The sequence below is a fragment of the Micromonospora sp. NPDC047740 genome, from assembly GCF_043204735.1.
Classification (GTDB): domain Bacteria; phylum Actinomycetota; class Actinomycetes; order Mycobacteriales; family Micromonosporaceae; genus Micromonospora.
The window spans coordinates 21,940-39,799 of sequence record NZ_JBIDCT010000003.1; the positions used below are offsets into that span (position 1 = coordinate 21,940).

Below are 17,860 nucleotides of genomic sequence, written 5' to 3' on the forward strand. Positions count from 1 at the left end.
CATGGACACCCTGCACGCCCTGGCCGCCCGCCCGGAGGAGGCCAGCGCCACCCTCGCCACCCTGGCCCGCACGGTGACCGCGACCGACCCGCCGCACCCCGCCTTCGGCGCGCACGCCGAGGGCCGGCCCGGCGAGATCGGTCGGGCCCTGCACCGGCAGTGGACCGGCGCCACCGGCGACCGGGCCCGCGAGGCGGGCGCCGCCGCGACCCGGCTGTCCGCCGCCGCGGCCGCGCTGCGCAGCGCCGCCGACCGGTACGCGGCCACCGACGAGTCCGCCGGGCGCCGGCTCCGCTGGGAGGCCTGATGGACGCCCTGGACCGTCTCGCCGAGCCGGGCCTCGATCTGCTGGCCCGGGTCGACACGCTGCTCGCCGGCGGCGCACCCGAGGGGCACCCGCTCTGGCCGCTGCTGCGTCGCATGCAGGTGCTCCCCGGCGCGGCCGTGCGCGAGTTCCTTGAGCTGCATCCGGCGCCGTTGGCCGACGCCGGTCACGCCGTGCGCCGGCTCGTCCGGGGATACGACGACGCCGCCGCCCTGCTCGCCGACCCGGTCGCCTGGTCCGGGCCGGCCGCCGCGGCGTACGACGAGGCCCGCGGCGCCTTGCTCCGCCACCTCGACGAGGGGCCGGAGAGCCTGGTCGGGCGGCTGGAGTCGACCGCCGGATACGCCGACGCGCTGGCCGACTGGGTGGAGGGGAGCCGGCTCGCCCTGGCCCGGGCCCTGGCCGACGTGCTGCGCTCCACCGAGGCGGTCACCGTGCACGCCGCCGGACGGCCGGGTGTGGACGGCGGGCCGACCGGGGCACTGGCGGCGGCGGAGATCGCGGTCCGGGTGCTGGGTGTGCTCGGGGTGGCATACGACGGCGCGGAGACGCTGCTGCGCCAGTGGGCGCCGAGCCTGGCCGAGACGACCTGGCGGGAGCGGGTGTCCGGGGCGCCCCGCTACGGCGGCACCACCCGGATCGGCCACTGAGCGAGCGAACCAGCAGGCTCAGTGCGTGGTGCCTCATGACGGCGCGCAGCGAAGCGGAGTGTCGGCATGAGCCCCCGGCGCAAGTCCACGGCGCCGCGCGCCGTACCGGCCGTGGCCGGGCTCCGGCGGCGACGCCGTGGCTTCCCCTGCACCCCCCGCAGGTCTGTCTTCACTCAACGCGGTCGGTCGCCGTTTGTCCTCCGGTGGCCTCATCTTTCAGCCGTCCGGGCGAGGATCAACCACACGGCGGGTTGGCACCGGCTCGGTCGAGCCGACAATGGATCGCTGCGCCGGGTGACCGGACGGCGACCGCTGGGCGGCCGGCAAACCGCACGGCGTCGTAGGGTGGTGGCCATGGGCATGCTCTGCGCGGTCAGTTTCAACCGGTACGGGCGCCTCTACTACCTTGACCCGGGCGAGCTGCGCCCGCAGGTGGGCGACAAGGTGCTGGTGCCCACCGACGAGGGGCCCGAGGTGGCCGAGTGCGTCTGGGCCGCGCAGTGGGTCGACGAGGACACCGCCGGTGCGCCCAAGCTGGCCGGGCTGGCCCAGGATGAGGACCTGCGCCGCGACGAGCTGCTGCGCCGGCGCAAGGCGGACGCCAAGGTGGCCGCCAAGCGGCTCATCCGGGAGCACGGGCTGCCGATGAAGGTGGTGGCCGTCGACCACGTGCTCGGTACGCCGGACACCGGCAGCGACCGGACCACCGTCTACTTCACCGCGCCGCACCGGGTCGACTTCCGTTCCCTGGTGCGCGACCTGGGGGCGACGCTGCACTGTCGGGTCGAGCTGCGGCAGCTCTCCGCCCGCGACTCGGCGCGCGTCCAGGGCGGGATCGGCTCCTGCGGTCGGGATCTGTGCTGCGCCACCTTCCTCACCGACTTCGAGCCGGTGACCATCCGGATGGCGAAGGACCAGGATCTCCCGCTCAACCCGCTGCGAATCTCCGGCGCGTGCGGCCGGCTGATGTGCTGCCTCAAGTACGAGCATCCGCTCTACCAGCGGTTCCAGGAGTCCGCCCCGGCGATCGGCACCCGGGTCTCCACCCCGGAGGGGGACGGCAAGGTGGTCGGCCACAGCGTCCCGCGGGACTCGGTCACCGTCCGCCTGGACGCCGACGGCTCCCGCTGCTCGTGCAGCCGCGCCTCCGTCTGTGCCCCCCGCCAAGCCCACGACCAGCACTACACCCCCTAACCCCGCCGTCTGGCCCGTATTGATCATGAGGTTAGCGGCGATGTCGATCTCTTTCGGCGTCGCTAACCCCATGATCAACACCGCTTGGGGGTGGGCGGTCAGCGGAGGACGATGGGGGGTTCGGCCAGGCGGGGGGTCAGCGGGGCCTGGGGGGTCAGCCAGGAGGCGGTGGGGGACTGGTCCGGGTTCAGCTGCCAGGCGTGGCAGACCTTGTCCACGGCGATCGGATAGATGGTCAGCGTGCCGTCCGGGTCGATCCGGAACCGGAGGAACGCCTTCGAGTCCTCGATGCCCTGGCCGGCGAAGAGTTCGTTGACGTTCACTCCGAACGCCCCGGCCACCAGCAGGTAGAGCGCCACCAACTGGCTGGCGACCAGCCCGATCACCGGCCCGTACAGGACGGCTGCGGCGACCGCCGGCAACGGCCACGGCCAGTCGTAGAAGGGCAGCTTCAGCCAGAGCCAGGTGCCGCCGGCGGCCAGCGCGATGTGGGCGAGCCCGTGGCTCACGCCGAGGATCCAGTGCCGGGCGTGCCGTTTCCCGCCGGCGCTCGGCGGCTTCGCGAAGAACGCCGCGCTGAGCATGGTCACCACCAGCATGATCACCAGCGGGACGCTGAGCAGCCGCTGCTCGGTCGTGCCCACCTGGTTCGCCGTCACCCCGGCCATCGCCAGCATGAGCAGGGTGTGCAGCGTACCGAGCAGGGTCGCGAAGCCCGGGTTGCGGAACGGCAGGCGGGCGAAGATGCCCCAGCCGTAGCGCCGCGAGCGGGCCTTCTCCGGGTAGCGGGCCGCCAGGTCGTACTCGCGGGTGCGGCTGGCGCGGCGGGACAGCGTGTCCCGCGGCGGCACCTCGAGCCGCTCCGGGAGCATGTGTGTCGGGTAGAGGTAGGCGCCACCGGACCCGCAGGTGATGAGCTGCCGCTCCGGGCCGGTGTAGCGGGCGTAGTGGTGCAGGTCGCCGGAGATCAGCAGCCGCACCTGCGCCCCGGTGGGGGCGATGATCGTACGGATGAAGTAGTCGATCGAGTCGTACGCCGTGGGATGGTCCGCGGCCTTGACCCAGGTGGGCGCCGGGACCGCCAGGATCACCTTCGACCTCGGGGTGAGCTTCCGGGCGACCTCGTCGAAGTAGGTGAGCTGCGGGTCGTCCAGGTAGGACCCGGACTGGTCGTCGATGCCGAGCAGCCACCAGTCGGCGGGCAGCTCCACGGCGAAGTACGAGCGGGACTGACCGGTGCCCCAGCCGGCGAAGTGCCGGTCCCGGGACCGGACGAACAGCCGCAGGAAGGCGGTCAGGCCGTCGTACCAGTCGTGGTTTCCGGGGACGGCGAAGAGCGTCGGCCGCTCGGGCGGCGCCAGCGGCAGGGCGGCCTGATACGGCCCCTTGCACCGGTCCTCGTACGCCTCGTAGGCCGCCGACGGGTAGACCTGGTCGCCCCCCATCACCAGGGTCTGTGCCCGCGACAGCCGGTGCCCGTCGACCTCCAGCTCCGGCTGGGCGAGCAGGTACGCCACCGAATACGTCGCGTCGAAGCCGTCACCCAAGTCGGCCACGTAATCCAGCCAGAGCCCGCCGTCCGGCCCGACCTGCCGGAACGTGCCGTCGCCGAACGCGTTCTGCAGCTCACGCTTGTCCAGGTACGCCCCGAACAGCATCGCCAGCAGGGTACGCAGGCCGGTGCTGATCAGCAGCAGCGGCGCCAGCCACGGGACCGGCTTACGCGGGGTGAACCCCAGCTCCAGCGGGTCGAGGCTGCGCGGCCGGCGGGTTGCCCGCTCGCCGGGATGAGCTTCGGGGAGCGGCGGCTGCGGCGGTACCTGATCATCGCTCACCGCCGCAGGGTAGTCCCGACCGGGTGCGAGCGCTGTCCGGCGAACGACCGAACTTCTCCTCGATGTCCGGTTCGGCGAGAGTGGGGATCCCGTTCGGCTCCGGGCCGGGGTGTGCCGTACACTTGACGATCGTTGCCGCCTTAGCTCAGTCGGCTAGAGCGACGCACTCGTAATGCGTAGGTCGACGGTTCGATTCCGTCAGGCGGCTCGGTACGGAAGCCCAGGTCAACGGCCTGGGCTTCGCCGTTTCCCAAGGTCGACAACCTCGCCGCCGGCTGTGCCAGTCCGCAAATAGTCCGCATCCCGCGCGGCGACCGCCTCGTCCAGCCGGCTGGCGACCGCGTCCAGGGCCAGCGACAGCACCCGGTGCGCGTACTGGATGTTGCCGGGGCGAGGCCGGACGCGGTGAGCCGTTGGGCCCAGGCCGCCACCTCCGCGTACGAAACTGCCGAAAGCGGGATGCCGTCCCAGGAGCGAACCCTGGCCCATGTGCCCTGATGGCCTGCTACTGGGCACGCATCCCGCGCTGATCTTCGGGGCCAGCAGTCATGATGTGGCGACCTACGGATTTGAGGACCTCCAGTTCTACCGGGAGGTTGCCCAGCCGTCACCGAACAAGAGGCCCACGAGATCGGACTGGTCGGCCTCGGGCGTTGGGCCCAGCGAATCGGCCTCAGCACGCACAACCTGACTGTGGTGGCGCTGTTTGCCAGGGGCATCGCATAGTCGGACCACTCGACGCTGCTCCGTGGTTTGGTGCCTGTTGTCTAGTCCCACCACCTGCTTGACGAATCCGTCCCAGCACATGCACGACAGTCGGCCTTGGTTGCTCGGTCGTCCTGGTTACAGTCGGTGACATCTGAGTGCCTGCGGGCGCACTCAAACTCAGGCAGAGAACGAACCATTGCCGCCAAGACGCCATGCACGAGGGGAAGGCCGCCCAGCTCGCTGATCTCGACCCATGCGATGTCGTCATGCTCGTCAGGTGCACGGTTGGTGGGAGAGCCAACCCAGTCTCCAATTTGCCAGACGCCCACGTGAAGAGCGTCCTCACCACTGCCGGCATGCAAGACGCCCAACCGTGAAGCGGACTCCGCCACAATGCGAACACCGAGCTCCTCGTGCATCTCACGCGCGAGGGCTTGTAGTTCCGACTCACCCGCTTCGACTTGCCCCCCGGGCAGATCCCAGACATTTGGGTATGCCCGTTTGGTCGGCCTGCGGTGTACCAGCAGGACCGCGCCGTTTTCAACGAGTGCGCCTGTGACGACGACATGCATGGCGGGATTAGAGCAGAGGGATAGGACAAGCTCGCTCCAGCCAAAGGGGACCCCCAGAAGTCCGGATCTGCCGCGGTCCGATCGCTACGGGGCGTGGCAGCCTATCGCCGGCGGTTCGGCCATGCCACGATGCGCGCCCGTGCCGCGGACCGTGAAGGCTTCCGCGGCTCGGTGACGATGAGGACCAGGGCGTGCCCATCCCTCGGGGTGCCGGATCCTCTACGCCACCCGGCCGGCGTCAGGGCGCTGCGCGTCGGCAAGCCGATGGCCTCCGGCCACCCTTGACCCCGACCGGGCGTCGCAGTCTTTGGCACCGAGGCGGGGGATGGGAGCAGCGTGGCGGCGGCCTGGCGGATGCCTGCGAGGAGACCGCTAGCGCCTTATTCGCCTTCTACGGTGAGATGCGTGTCGCTCGGTTGCCACAGAGCCGTCTGAGCGGCCTTGAGCAGTTGGGCGACCCACTGCTCCACAACGGGGTCATCGAGTCGGTCAGCCACGAAACACAACTCGTCGATCAGCGTTTGAATCATGGGCCGGTTCAGCCGGACTGGATCGGAACCTCCGAGCAGCGGCAGCAGGTGCAACTCGTAGCCCTTCGCCACGTGTGACAAGCGCCAGAACACTCGCTCGGGCACACAGAGGCCGTCGGCCGGGTTATCGCGGTAGACCGCCACGATCGGATCATTGGCGTATGTGTCGGGGTCGATCCGATCGGCGTAGTCGCTCACCATGGCATCGTCGCATCCCAAGATCGGACGTGCAGGCGAGCGGTCCGCATCTAGTCCGCAAGTGGGCGACGGACGACGGGGGAGCGGTGCGAGATGTCGAGAGGCTTTTCCCTGCTAGGCGTCGATCAGCCCAGGTCGGCATGCCGGCCAACTTGATCTCGTAATGCCTAGGTCGATGGTTCGATTCCGTCAGGCGGCTCCATAGAAGGGCCCAGGTCACCGGCTTGATCGCCGATCATGACCTGGGCCCTTTACTCGCCGTCACGAGGCCGAGCAGCCAAACGTGTCCGACCGCCGGGCTCGCTCCGGCAAGGAGGTGAATGGTCAGCGTTTGGAGGCGCGGGGGCTGCCGTCGTCACCCAGTGAGGACGCGGCGTATTCCACGCCGGGCGTGCCGAGCGTACGGCCCTCGTCGATGGTGCCGCGCCAGGCGCCCGTCGCGGTGCCTCGGCTCTCGATGTACGACTTGAACTTCTCCAGGTCGGCCTCGGCCCGCTTCTCCACGATGCGCAGCTTGTCGCCGGACTGCTCGACCAGCCCCTCCGGCTCGTACTCCATGCAGAGCCGGACCTGGGTGCGGCCGGTGCCGATCGGCTGGAAGTAAACCGCGCCTGCGTTGGTGGCGCCGCTGGTGGCCGCCCAGGCCACCTTCCGGTCCGGCACCTGCTCGAGGACCGTGGCGTCCCACTCGCGCTTCACGCCGGCGATCTCGGCGATCCAGTGCATCCGCTGGTCGTCGAGCTGTCGCACCTCGTGCACGCCGCCCATGAAGCGGGGAAACTCCTCGAACTGCGTCCACTGGTTGTACGCGGTGCTGACCGGCACGTCGACTTCGATGGACTTCTCGACCTTGGTGGTCATGGATTCCTCCTCGTCGTTCTGACGTCCGTACTCAGATCCGTACCCATCGGAGAGGCGCTGAATCGAGACGGCCGGCTCAGCCGTCCTCGCGCTCCGGGTTCTCCAGCCGGAAGAAGTTGCTCTGCTTGCCGTCGGAGCGCTCCTCCTGGTAGATGAAGTTCAGCCGCCGCTCGTCGAACGCGCGGAGCCACTCCGCCCAGCTGATCTCGCGCAGCCGCTCGTCGCGGCCGTTGGCCGGGAAGTCGAACCGCAGCACCCCCGGGTGCCCGTCGTGCTCGGTGCCGTCGACGGTGACCGGTACGCCCTTGCGCGCCTCCGCCCAGCGCCGGATCACGTCGTGGTCGGTGGTGACCAGGCTGCGGCCGGGCCGCTCCGGCTCGTCGTCCACAGAGGTGATCTCCTGGGCGTACCGCAGCGATTTCGAGCTCTGCGAACCGGTCCGGACGCCGCCCGGCGAGGTCTTCTTGCCCGCTGCGGAGCCGGCGCGCGCCGTGGAGCCGCCGGCCCGCGCCGACGTGCTCTTCTTCGCGCCGTCACGCATGCTGCTCACCAGCGCCTTGACCAGGTCGCCCTTGCGCAGCTCGGCGGTGCCGGTGACGCCGCGTCGGCGGAGCCGGTCGCGGAGCTGGTCCACGGTCAGCCGGCCGATCTCGCTCTCGTTGACGTCGGGGGTGTTCGGGGTCTGGTTGCCCGGCGGGTTCGTGGTCGCGGTCGAGCCGCTGCCGCGCCCCAAGCTGTTCTTCGTGGGCATCGCACCTCATCCTCTCTCGACCCGTGCTCCAGGGGTTCCGGCGCCGCGTTGACGCGGTGGGCCGTCCCTGGATCAGTACCCCCAGCCGCCCGTCGAAACGTGAGCCGCCGGTACCCCGGGGTGAGAGGCGGGATCAGGAGTAGATGGTCTGCACGTAGTGGGGTCCGTAGTGGCGTTCGAGGTCGGCGAGGCTCTCGGCCGGGGCCTCCACCTCCTTGACCAGCCGGGCCCGGGACGGCAGGACGTCGGGCTGCCACGTCTCCGGCTGCCACAGCTGGGAGCGGAGGAACGCCTTCGCGCAGTGGTAGAAGATCTGCTCGATCGCCACCTCGACCGCCAGCACCGGGCGGTGTCCCTTGACCACCATGTCGGCGAAGTACGGCGCGTCCCGGACCAGCCGGGCCCGCCCGTTGATCCGCAGCGTGTCGGTGCGGCCGGGGACCAGGTAGATCAGCCCGACGTGCGGGTTGGCCAGGATGTTGCGGTAGCCGTCGGCGCGCCGGTTGCCGGGCCGCTCGGGGATGGCGATGGTCGCCTCGTCCAGCACCAACGTGAAGCCCGGCGGGTCGCCCTTGGGGGAGACGTCGCAGCTGCCGTCCGCGCCGGCCGTGGCGACCAGGCAGAACGGCGAGGCGGCCAGCCACTCCCGGTCCCGCGCGTGCAGCACGGTGCGCTCCTTGGTCAGCGCCCGCTGGTTCGGCGTACCCAGCAGCTCGCGCAGTTCCTCCGGTGAGGTGATCTCCACGGTCACGTATTCCTCCCCCGTCCGTTGACGTCGGCGGCATTTTCGGCCCGCGACCGGCCGGTTTCCGCCATGGTCAGCCTAGGCGTGCGCGCCGAACGCGAGGTTTGCCCCCGGGCCGGCCGGGTACGGCTTGACCCGCAGCCGCCCGGATGCGACCGATGGAGGCCCGATGGAGAGCCGATTGAAGGTGCTCGGTCACCCCGTGCACCCGATGCTGGTGATGTTCCCGGTGGCGCTCCTGGTCACCGCGCTGATCTTCGATGTGTTGGCCCTGCCCACCGGCGCCCGCGCCAAGCGGGTCGGCCTCGCCCACGCGGGCGCCACGGAGGCCGACCCGAACGTGCCGAGCTCGCTGCGCCCCTCGACACCCGAGCGGATCGGAGACATGCGATGACCGAACAGTCCGGTGGACGTGGGTTCTGGCGCGGCCGCCAGCAGGGCTGGGACCCGATGGGCGAGCTCCAGTCGCTGCGCGCCGAGTTGCGCCGCCTGGTCGGTGGCCGGGCCGGCCCGCCGGAGGTAGAGCTGGGCGAGGCGGCCGACGGCTGGGAGGTCGTCGTCCGGCTGCCGGGCGTGGCACCGGAGGAGGTGGCGGTCGAGCTGGACGACCGGGAGCTGTGCGTACGGGCCCGCTCGGAGGCGGAGGTCAACGCCGACCACGGCATCCAGGGCGGGTTCGAGACACGCGGCTTCGAGTACCGGGTGGACCTGCCGTCCCGGGTGGATCCCGACCGGATCGACGCGGTGATGGACCACGGTCTGCTCCGGGTGCGGCTGCCCCGGGCGGCCCGGCCCACGGCGCGCACCATCACCGTCGGCCGCACCGGCCCCCGCCCCGCCACCGTGGGTACGCGGACCCTGGCCGACCCGGCTGCGGACCGGGAGCTGCACCACCCGGACACCACGGTCGACGAGATCGACCGGCCGTAGGGGTCGCGTGGCCACCCCGTCGGTGCTCGGCCCGGTCGGCGAGCGCGTACCCGACGTCGAGCGGATCGCTGTGCTGCGGGCGAACGCGCTCGGTGACTTCATCTTCGTGCTGCCGGCGCTGGAGGCGCTGCGGGCCGCGTACCCCGGGGCGGAGCTCGTGCTGCTCGGCGCGCCCTGGCATGCGGTGCTCTGGCGCGACCGCCCCGGCCCGGTGGACCGGGTGCTGGTGGTGCCGCCCGCGCCCGGCATCCGCGACGCCGGGCCGGACGAGCCGCCGGCGGAGCTGGCGGACTTCCTGGCGGCGGCTCGCGCGGAGCGGTTCGACCTGGCGGTGCAGCTGCACGGCGGCGGGGCCAACTCCAACCCGCTGGTCGCCGGGCTGGGCGCCCGGGTCACCGCGGGGCTGCGCGCCGAGGCTGCGCCGCCGCTGGACCGCTGGATCCGGTACGTCTACTACCAGCACGAGGTGATCCGCTACCTGGAGGTGGTGGCCCTGGTCGGTGCGTCGGCCACCACGATCACCCCGGCGCTGGCGGTCACCGACGCCGACCGGGCCGAGGCCCGGCAGGTGCTCGGCGAGCCGGAGCGGCCCCGGGTGGCGCTGCACCCGGGCGCGACCGACACCCGGCGGCGCTGGCCCGCGGACCGCTTCGGCGAGGTCGCCCGCGCGCTGGTCGGCGACGGGTACGAGGTGCTGGTCACCGGCACTCCCGCCGAGCGGGAGACGGTGGACGCGGTGGTCGTGGCGGCCGGCGTTCCGGTCCGCCCGCAGGTCGGCACGCTCAGCCTGGGCGGGCTGGCCGCCTGCTACGCCGGCTGCGCGCTGGTGGTGTCCAACGACACCGGGCCGTTGCACCTGGCCGCCGCGGTCGGCGCGCCCACCGTGGGCGTCTACTGGATCGGCAACCTGATCAACGGCGCCACGCCGCTACGGGCCCGGCACCGCCCGATCGCCTCCTGGACCACGCACTGCCCGGTCTGCGGCGTCGACTGCACCCCGGGGATCTACCCGCACCGCCCGGGCGACGGCGACTGCCCGCACCGGGACTCGTTCGTCGCCGACGTGCCGGCCGTCGAGGTGGTCGAGGCGGCCCGCGAACTGCTGGCGGGCTGACCGGCGCGGCGCGCCGGGTCCGCCGACCGGCGAGCGGCGGGCCGGGGCGGGCGAGGGGTCAGGCCGGCTGCGGGGTGTCCGAGGGCTGGTCGATGAGGACGACCTCCCACGCCTCCACGTCCCGCTCGGTGACGGTGGTCGGCGACTCCAGGTGGAAGGCCCCGCTGGGGAGCACCCCGGCACCGCCGTGCCGCTCCAGCACTGCGAGCTGGGCGGCGACGTCCTCGCCCTGGTGCTTCTCGTGCAGCCGGCGCCAGAACTCGAAGCCGCCGGAGTCGATCAGCTTCGCCCGGTCGTAGAGCACGCAGCCGCCGATCCAGGAGACCTTGTACGCGCGCCAGGCCCCCGCCGGCAGCCGCAGCTTCTCGGTCACGTGCAGCAGGTTCGCCGCCGGATGGATGGCCGCCCGGTCCCACTCCGGCGTGCCCGGGCGGATCCGCTCGGGGACCGGCCGGCCCGGCCACTCCTCGTAGTGCGCGTGGGTCTCGGGGCGGACGTCGTCGGCGTAGGAGAGGCCGTGCACCGCGTTGCCGACGAACCCGCAGCCCAGCTCGCGGATCGCGGTGAGCAGCCGGGCGAGGGTGCCCGGTTCCAGCCAGACGTCGTCGTCGAGGCAGAGCACGTACCGGGCCGTCGACTGGCGCAGCAGGTACGCCCGGTGTTCCGCCAGCCCGCGCCGGGGCAGCCGCCGGGTCAGCAGCACCGGGTGGCCGCGGTGGCGCAGCGCCCGGACCATGGTGGCCGCCGCCGGGTGCGCGTACGCCGGGCCGTCGTCGGACTGGTCGCTCACCACCACCCCGAAGTCGGGTACGCCCTCCTGGGCGGCCAGCCCGGAGAGGGTGACCGCCAGCTCGGCCGGCCGGTTGCGGGTAGGGATCAGCACGTCCAGCTGCCGCGGCCGGCGGAAACCGTCCGGCGTGCCGGGGTCGAGCGGTCGGTTCACGCCGGCCTGCCCGTGCTCCGGCCGACGGTGGGCGTGACCGACTGGGCCCGGATCCGGTCGATGATCGCCGAGGTGGACCGGTCCGGCACGTATCCGAGGGTGCGCACCTGCCCGCCCAGCCGGCGCACCAGCGGAGCCTCCGGGACCATCTCGGGCGGGTAGTCGCCGCCCTTGACGTAGACGTCCGGGCGGACCGCCTCGATCAGCGCCGCCGGGGAGTCCTCCTCGAAGACCACCACGTGGTCGACGCACTCCAGCGCGGCCAGCAGGGCGGTCCGGTCCTCGACCGGGTTGACCGGCCGGTCCGGCCCCTTGAGCCGCCGTACGCTCTCGTCCGAGTTCACCGCCACGACCAGTAGGTCGCCGAGCGCCCGGGCCTGGGTCAGGTAGCGGACGTGCCCCGGGTGCAGCACGTCGAAGCAGCCGTTGGTGAAGACGATCGAGCGTCCGGCCCGGCGGTGCTCCTCGACGATCGCGGTCAGCTCCTCGGCGCCGACCAGGCTGGGATGGCCGGTCTGCTCCGGCCCGCTGCCCAGCGCGTCGAGCAGGTCCTCCCGCCGGCACACGCAGGTGCCGGTGTCGGAGACGGTGATGGTGGCGGCGAGCTGGGCGAGCTGGGCGGCGGTGGGCAGGCTCGCGCCCGCCGCCAGCGCCAGGGTCATCGCCGCCAGGTACGCGTCTCCCGCACCGACGGCGTGGCTGGCCGGGACCGGGGTGCTGTGGCTGCGCCGGGGCTCGCCGTCGGCCCCGCCGACCACCGCGCCCTCGGTGTCGAGGGTCACCGCGACCACGTCCGCGCCGGTGTGCGCGCGCAGCTCGGCCAGGCGCGACTCGGCCAGCATCGCCCGGTCCACGCCCTCGCCGGCCGCCGCGTTCACGGTGACGCCCGTGCCGGTCACGCTGAGCCCGTCCCCGGTCAGCGCGACGCGCTCCTCGCCCGGGGTCGGCTCCCCGGTCGGTCCGGGGCCGGCCGCGCCGGGGTGGCCGACCGACGGCGCACCGGAGGTGGGGTGCGGGGTGCCGGCGGTCCGCTCGCCCGCCCCGCCCGGTGCCGCGCCGACGACCAGCTCGGACGGGCCGTCGGCCGGGTCGGCCGGGTGGTCCAGGTGCAGGTCACCGGCGGTGGCGCCGCGCGCGGCGGTACGGCTGCCGCCGCCGAAGCCGACCGCGGCCCGGGCCAGCAGCCGGGTGGCCTCGGCGAAGCTCGGGGTCACCACGGTCGGGTTGAGGCCGCGCCAGTCGGCGAGGTCGTGCGCGTCGAGGGCCACGGTGGTGTAGCGGTCCCGGTTGGCGACCAGCCAGGCGCGGACCGCCCGGGGCAGCGCGCCCAGGCCGTAGTCGCAGACGACCAGGGTGAGCGGCCGGCCGGCGGCGACGTCCTTCAGCTCCTCCGTGGCGCAGTGCAGCGCGGTGAGCAGCCGGGCCACCCCGTCGTCGTCGAGCGCGTCGTCCGGCTCACCGGAGTCCTCGCGGAGCAGGATCTGGTTGCCGGCGAGCATCCGCCGCTTCACCGGCGTCGGCCGTCCGGTCTGGTTGACCGTACGGTCCCAGACGCCCGCGCGGTCGAGGCAGTCGTGCAGTTCGTCGCCGGCCGCGTCGGCGCCGACCGGCGACACCAGCACGGCCCGGCCGCCGAGGGCGGAGACGTTGACCGCCGTGTTCGCCGCGCCACCCGCGGCGGACGTACGGCGGCGCAGGGTGAGGACCGGGGCGGGGGCTTCCCGGCAGAGCCGTTCGGACTCCGCGAACCGCCACTCGTCCAGCATGGCGTCCCCGACGATCAGCACGGGACGCCCCTGCCAGCTCTCCACGACGGTGGCGAGCCGGCGCTCTTCGGCTGCTGCTCCTGCCATGTTCCCTCGGGTCCCCCGAGCCGCTCCCGTCAAACCTGCCCTTGCGGGGTCCGGGGGCCACGCCGGGCGTCCGGTTTCGCCCGCTTGAGCCCGGGCACGGATTGAGGGGACCGCTGGAGAGGAGAAACCACCATGGCAGCGACGCTGCAGGGCAAGCGGATCGCGTTCCTGGCCGCCGACGGCGTGGAGGAGGTCGAGTACACGAAGCCCCGCGAGGCGGTGGAGCAGGCCGGCGCGCGGGTCGAACTCGTCTCGGTGCGGCCCGGTTCGTGAGGTCGTTCTTCAGCGCCGGCAAGCCGGTCGGGGTGATCTGCCATGGCCCGTGGACGCTGGTCGAGGCGGACGTGGTGCGTGGCCGCCGGATCACCTCGTGGCCGAGCCTGCGCACCGACCTCGCCAGCGCCGGCGCGGCCTGGGTCGACGAGGCGGTCGTCACCGACCACGGCCTGGTCAGCAGCCGCAACCCCGAGGACCTCCCGGCCTTCTGCGCCAAGATCGTCGAGGCGTTCGCCTGACCACCCGTCCTCGTCGATCATGAGGTTGGCGGCGGTCGAGGAGATCGACATCGCCGCCAACCTCATGATCGGCCCGTCTCGGGGGCATGTTCTGCGGGACGTGGGAAAGAACCCGGGATGACTGCCCAGGCCAACGGTCGTCCCGTGCTGCACGCCCGCCAGGTCCGCCTGCTGATGTTCGGTCTGATGACCGGCATGCTGCTGGCGGCGCTCGACCAGACCATCGTCGGTACGGCGCTGCCGACCATCGTCGGCCAGTTGGGCGGGATCAACCACTACTCGTGGGTGGTCACCGCCTACCTGCTCGCCTCCACCGCCTCCACCCCGCTGTACGGGAAGATGGCCGACCTCAACGGCAGACGCCCGGTCTTCCTCTTCTCGATCGGCACGTTCCTGCTCGGCTCGCTGCTGGCCGGGCTGTCCCAGAACATGACCCAGTTGATCGTCACCCGGGGCGTGCAGGGGTTGGGCGCCGGCGGCCTGATGACGCTGGCGTTCACCATCATCTCGGACGTGGTCTCGCCCCGGGAACGTGGCCGCTACCAGGGCCTGTTCGGCGCGGTCTTCGGCATCTCCTCGGTGGCCGGGCCGCTGGTCGGTGGCTACTTCGCGGAGACCAACTGGCGCTGGATCTTCTACATCAACGTGCCGCTGGCGATCCTGGCCATCGTGGTCTGCTACCACGTGATGCGGCTGATTCCGTTCGAGCGGCGGGAGCACGCCATCGACTGGCTCGGGGCGGCGTTGCTGGTCGCCGGGGTGAGCAGCCTGCTGCTGGCGCTGAGCTGGGGCGGCAGTCAGTACGCCTGGGGCTCCGGCGTGATCATCGGGCTGTTCGCGGCCGGCGCGGTGCTCGGCACCCTCTTCGTGCTCCAGGAGGCCCGGGTGCCCGAGCCGATCCTGCCGCTGCGGCTGTTCCGTACCCGAACGTTCACGCTGGCCAACGCGGCGGGCTTCGTGCTCGGTCTGGTGATGTTCGGGTCGATCATCTTCATCCCGCTCTACCTCCAGATCGTCAAGGGCGCCTCGCCGACCCGCAGCGGCCTGCTGATGCTGCCGATGATGGCCGGCATCATCGTCACCTCGGTGTTCACCGGCCGGGCGATGAGCCAGATCGGCCGCTACAAGTGGTTCCCGGTGGCCGGCTCGGCGGTGCTGGTCGCCGGCATGCTGCTCTTCCGGCAGCTCCAGGTGGCCACCTCGCTCTGGGCGGCCTTCGGTTACATGGTGGTGATCGGCGTCGGGCTGGGCCTGTGCATGCAGTCGCTGATCCTGGCCGTGCAGAACGCGGTGCATCCGCGGGACCTGGGCGCTGGCACCTCCTCGGCGACCTTCTTCCGCTCCCTGGGCGGCTCGTTCGGTGTCGCCATCCTCGGCGCGGTGCTCTCGTCGCAGCTCACCCACCAGCTCGCCGACCGGCTGCCGCCCGCCATCGCGCAGCTGCCGCCCGCTGAACGGGCCGTCGTGGCGGCCCGGGGCGGTGCCCACATCTCGATCAACGAACCGGGGACCATCCTCGCCCTGCCCGCACCGGTCCGGGCCGCGATCCAGGCCGCGTTCGTCGATTCGCTGCACCTGGTCTTCCTGACCGCCGGACTGATCGCCATCATCGCGGTGCTGGTCACCCTGGCCCTGCCGAACCACCAGCTGCGCGGCACCGGCCCGCAGGGCGCCACCGGCGGCGCGGATCCGCTCGGCGGCAAGGCCGCTGCCCCCGGCGGCAAGCCGCTGACCAAGGAGTCGAAGGGCGAAGCCGCCGCCGAAATGGAGGCCAAGTCCCAGACGATGCTCTGACGGCGCCCTGTTGGTCAAGGAGTTAGCGTCGGCTACCGGCTCCGGCCCGACCCTAACTCCTTGATCAACGCCTGCACGGCGGGCGGGGGTTACTTGAGGATCAGGCGGTTCGTTTGTTCGAAGACGTCCAGGTCGGCGAGGGTCTCGATGACGCTGGCGGAGAGCGGGGTGGGCAGCTCCTCCGGGTGGAAGAAGCCGGCGTCGTCAGTCTCGTCGGTCACCCGGGCCAGCTCGCCGTCCCACTCGTCCACGCGGAACGCGGTGGTGAAGACCTGGTACGTGTGGCCGTACATGTTGGTGTGGGTGCGGTCGGGCCCGGTGTAGAGGGCGAAGGCGCTGACCCGCAGGGCGCGCAGCCCGGTCTCCTCGCGGACCTCCCGGACCGCGCAGTCGGCGATCGACTCGCCCAGCTCCATGGCTCCGGCCGGCAACGCCCACTGGCCGTTGTCCGAGCGCTGGATCAGCAGCACCCGGGCGGCGTTGTCCCGGACCACGGCGCGGGCCCCGACGAACATCAGGGTGCGGTCACCGGCCAGGGCGCGCAGTTGCCCCACGTACGAGTCGGCCCAGGAGATGCTCACCCGGACAATCTACGCAGTTTCCGCTGCCGGCTCGGCAAATCCGGGGCTTCCGTGGTGTGACCGGCGACACTAGTTTGCTACCCATGCGTAGCACGATGATGGATGCCCCCCTCCAGGTCGCCCGGATCCTCGAACACGGCTCCACCGTGCACGGCACGGCGGAGGTCGTCACCTGGACCGGCGCCGAGCCCCGTCGGATGACGTACGCCGAGGTCGGGCGGACCGCCGCCCGGCTCGCCCACGCGCTGCGCGACGAGTGCGGGGTGACCGGCGACGAGCGGGTCGCCACGTTCATGTGGAACAACAACGAGCACCTGGTGGCGTACTTCGCCGTGCCGAGCATGGGCGCGGTGCTGCACACCCTCAACCTCCGGCTCTTCCCGGACCAGGTCGCCTACATCGCCAACCACGCCGAGGACCGGGTGGTGCTGGTCGACTCGACGCTGATCCCGCTGCTCGCCCGGGTGATCGGGCAGCTGACCACGGTGCGGCACGTGGTGGTGGTCGGCGGCGGGGACCCGGCACCGCTGGTGGCGGCGGCCGGCGACCGGATCGCCGTACACCACTGGGACGCCCTGCTGGCCGGCCGGCCGGACAGCTACGACTGGCCCGAGGTGGACGAGCGGGACGCGGCCGCGCTCTGCTACACCTCCGGGACCACCGGCAACCCCAAGGGGGTCGCCTACTCGCACCGCTCCATCTACCTGCACTCGCTGCAGATCTGCATGCCGGAGGGCTTCGGGCTCGGCCCGACGGACCGGGAGCTGGCCATCGTGCCGATGTTCCACGCGATGTCCTGGGGCCTGCCGTACGCGGCGTTTCTCTCCGGCGCCTCGCTGATCATGCCGGACCGGTTCCTCCAGGCCGAACCGATCGCCGCGATGATCGCCGCCGAGCGCCCCACCCTGGCCGGCGCGGTGCCGACCATCTGGACCGACCTGCTGACCTACCTGGACAGTCACGACGTGGACACCTCCTCGCTCAAGGAGGTGATCGTGGGCGGCTCGGCCTGCCCGCCGGCGCTGATGCACGCCTTCCACGACCGGCACGGCATCGAGGTCATCCACGCCTGGGGGATGACCGAGATGTCGCCGCTGGGCTCGGTCTCCCGGCCGCCGGCCGGCGCGACCGACGAGACGGCCTGGCGCTACCGCTACACCCAGGGCCGGGTGCCGGCCGGGGTCGCCGCGCGGATCGTCGGCCCGCTGGGCGAGCCGCTGCCCGCCGACGGGACCTCCGTGGGTGAGCTGGAGGTCCGCGGGCCGTGGGTGACAGCCCGGTACGTCGGGGACGAGACCCAGGACGAGGAGAAGTTCCGGGACGGCTGGCTGCGGACCGGGGACGTCGGCATGCTCTCGCCGGACGGCTACATCACCCTCACCGACCGGGCCAAGGACGTGATCAAGTCGGGCGGCGAGTGGATCTCCTCGGTCGAGCTGGAGAACGCCCTGATGGGGCACCCGGCGGTGCTGGAGGCGTGCGTGGTGGGCGTACCGGACGAGCGCTGGGACGAGCGGCCGCTGGCCACCGTGGTGGTCCGGGAGGGCGCCTCGGTCACCGCCGAGGAGCTGCGGGACTTCCTGGCGAAGTCGGTGGCCCGCTGGCAGTTGCCGGAGCGCTGGGCGTTCATCGACGCGGTCCCGAAGACCAGCGTCGGCAAGTTCGACAAGAAGGTGGTGCGTTCCCGCTACGCGGAGGGCGGGCTCGAGGTGCGCGAACTGGCCGCGCCGTAACACTTTCCGGCGTAGCGTCGCTGGACGG

Annotated in this window: 16 protein-coding genes, 1 tRNA gene and 2 pseudogenes; 10 read left to right on the forward strand and 9 right to left on the reverse strand. The window is 72.2% G+C overall.

The annotated features are described in order from the left end of the window. Position 1 precedes the first annotated feature (1 nt). From ACGF4F_RS07035 to ACGF4F_RS07045, 3 genes are all read left to right on the forward strand, one after another. The gene (locus ACGF4F_RS07035) at positions 2-307 is read left to right on the forward strand and encodes a hypothetical protein (protein WP_393075657.1); all 306 of its coding nucleotides are present in this window, start codon (positions 2-4) and stop codon (positions 305-307) included. Beyond that, positions 307-975: a hypothetical protein gene (locus ACGF4F_RS07040; RefSeq protein ID WP_357442144.1), complete on the forward strand. Its 669-nt coding sequence runs from the start codon at positions 307-309 to the stop codon at positions 973-975. The genes ACGF4F_RS07035 and ACGF4F_RS07040 overlap by 1 nt, the downstream gene beginning before the upstream one ends. Positions 976-1,329: 354 nt before the next feature. Continuing rightward, the gene (locus ACGF4F_RS07045) at positions 1,330-2,169 is read left to right on the forward strand and encodes a regulatory iron-sulfur-containing complex subunit RicT (RefSeq protein ID WP_357442145.1); all 840 of its coding nucleotides are present in this window, start codon (positions 1,330-1,332) and stop codon (positions 2,167-2,169) included. Between the two features lie 98 nt (positions 2,170-2,267). Here ACGF4F_RS07045 and ACGF4F_RS07050 read toward each other — a convergent pair whose 3' ends face one another. Continuing rightward, the gene (locus ACGF4F_RS07050) at positions 2,268-4,004 is read right to left on the reverse strand and encodes a metallophosphoesterase (RefSeq protein WP_357442146.1); all 1,737 of its coding nucleotides are present in this window, start codon (positions 4,002-4,004) and stop codon (positions 2,268-2,270) included. 134 nt (positions 4,005-4,138) lie between these two features. Between ACGF4F_RS07050 and ACGF4F_RS07055 the strand changes: the two genes are divergently transcribed. Continuing rightward, positions 4,139-4,212, forward strand: a tRNA-Thr gene (locus tag ACGF4F_RS07055). 559 nt (positions 4,213-4,771) lie between these two features. On the opposite strand, the gene ACGF4F_RS07060 is transcribed toward ACGF4F_RS07055, so the two are convergent. From ACGF4F_RS07060 to ACGF4F_RS07080, 5 genes are all read right to left on the reverse strand, one after another. After that, positions 4,772-5,284, reverse strand: coding sequence for an NUDIX domain-containing protein (locus tag ACGF4F_RS07060; protein ID WP_357442147.1), 513 nt, complete (start codon positions 5,282-5,284; stop codon positions 4,772-4,774). A 380-nt stretch (positions 5,285-5,664) separates the two neighbouring features. Beyond that, complete coding sequence (locus tag ACGF4F_RS07065) at positions 5,665-6,012, reverse strand: hypothetical protein (protein WP_357442148.1); 348 nt, start codon at positions 6,010-6,012, stop codon at positions 5,665-5,667. Positions 6,013-6,336: 324 nt separating this feature from the next. Beyond that, positions 6,337-6,873, reverse strand: coding sequence for an SRPBCC family protein (locus ACGF4F_RS07070; RefSeq protein WP_393075662.1), 537 nt, complete (start codon positions 6,871-6,873; stop codon positions 6,337-6,339). Positions 6,874-6,949: 76 nt separating this feature from the next. Next, positions 6,950-7,624 (reverse strand): hypothetical protein, encoded by a 675-nt coding sequence (locus tag ACGF4F_RS07075; protein WP_357442149.1) that lies wholly within the window; start codon positions 7,622-7,624, stop codon positions 6,950-6,952. 133 nt (positions 7,625-7,757) lie between these two features. Further along, positions 7,758-8,375, reverse strand: a complete 618-nt coding sequence (locus ACGF4F_RS07080; protein ID WP_357442150.1) for a pyridoxamine 5'-phosphate oxidase family protein — start codon at positions 8,373-8,375, stop codon at positions 7,758-7,760. 163 nt (positions 8,376-8,538) lie between these two features. Between ACGF4F_RS07080 and ACGF4F_RS07085 the strand changes: the two are divergent. The 3 genes and pseudogenes from ACGF4F_RS07085 to ACGF4F_RS07095 form a co-directional block, all read left to right on the forward strand. Beyond that, positions 8,539-8,700: pseudogene (locus tag ACGF4F_RS07085) on the forward strand (DUF2231 domain-containing protein); the annotation flags it as partial. Between the two features lie 59 nt (positions 8,701-8,759). Beyond that, on the forward strand, positions 8,760-9,299 hold the full coding sequence (locus ACGF4F_RS07090) for an Hsp20/alpha crystallin family protein (protein WP_393075666.1): 540 nt from the start codon (positions 8,760-8,762) through the stop codon (positions 9,297-9,299). Between the two features lie 7 nt (positions 9,300-9,306). Then, on the forward strand, positions 9,307-10,413 hold the full coding sequence (locus ACGF4F_RS07095; protein ID WP_357442153.1) for a glycosyltransferase family 9 protein: 1,107 nt from the start codon (positions 9,307-9,309) through the stop codon (positions 10,411-10,413). A 58-nt stretch (positions 10,414-10,471) separates the two neighbouring features. Here the strand turns inward: ACGF4F_RS07095 and ACGF4F_RS07100 are convergent, their stop codons facing one another. Both ACGF4F_RS07100 and rfaE2 read right to left on the reverse strand, forming a co-directional pair. Further along, positions 10,472-11,356, reverse strand: a complete 885-nt coding sequence (locus ACGF4F_RS07100; RefSeq protein WP_357442154.1) for a glycosyltransferase family A protein — start codon at positions 11,354-11,356, stop codon at positions 10,472-10,474. Beyond that, the gene (rfaE2, locus tag ACGF4F_RS07105) at positions 11,353-13,209 is read right to left on the reverse strand and encodes a D-glycero-beta-D-manno-heptose 1-phosphate adenylyltransferase (protein ID WP_357442155.1); all 1,857 of its coding nucleotides are present in this window, start codon (positions 13,207-13,209) and stop codon (positions 11,353-11,355) included. Before rfaE2 ends, ACGF4F_RS07100 begins: the two co-directional genes overlap by 4 nt. 132 nt (positions 13,210-13,341) lie before the next feature. Between rfaE2 and ACGF4F_RS07110 the strand changes: the two are divergent. Together ACGF4F_RS07110 and ACGF4F_RS07115 are read left to right on the forward strand one after the other, a co-directional pair. Next, a pseudogene (locus tag ACGF4F_RS07110) lies at positions 13,342-13,724 on the forward strand (DJ-1/PfpI family protein). Positions 13,725-13,841: 117 nt separating this feature from the next. Beyond that, on the forward strand, positions 13,842-15,518 hold the full coding sequence (locus ACGF4F_RS07115; RefSeq protein WP_357442156.1) for an MDR family MFS transporter: 1,677 nt from the start codon (positions 13,842-13,844) through the stop codon (positions 15,516-15,518). 89 nt (positions 15,519-15,607) lie between these two features. Here the strand turns inward: ACGF4F_RS07115 and ACGF4F_RS07120 are convergent, their stop codons facing one another. Beyond that, positions 15,608-16,099 carry an NUDIX domain-containing protein gene (locus ACGF4F_RS07120; protein WP_073839077.1) on the reverse strand — a complete coding sequence of 164 codons (492 nt, stop codon included), beginning with the start codon at positions 16,097-16,099 and terminating at the stop codon, positions 15,608-15,610. Between the two features lie 83 nt (positions 16,100-16,182). On the opposite strand from ACGF4F_RS07120, the gene ACGF4F_RS07125 reads away from it, so the two are divergent. Then, positions 16,183-17,832 carry a fatty acid--CoA ligase gene (locus tag ACGF4F_RS07125; protein ID WP_357442157.1) on the forward strand — a complete coding sequence of 550 codons (1,650 nt, stop codon included), beginning with the start codon at positions 16,183-16,185 and terminating at the stop codon, positions 17,830-17,832. Positions 17,833-17,860: the final 28 nt, after the last annotated feature.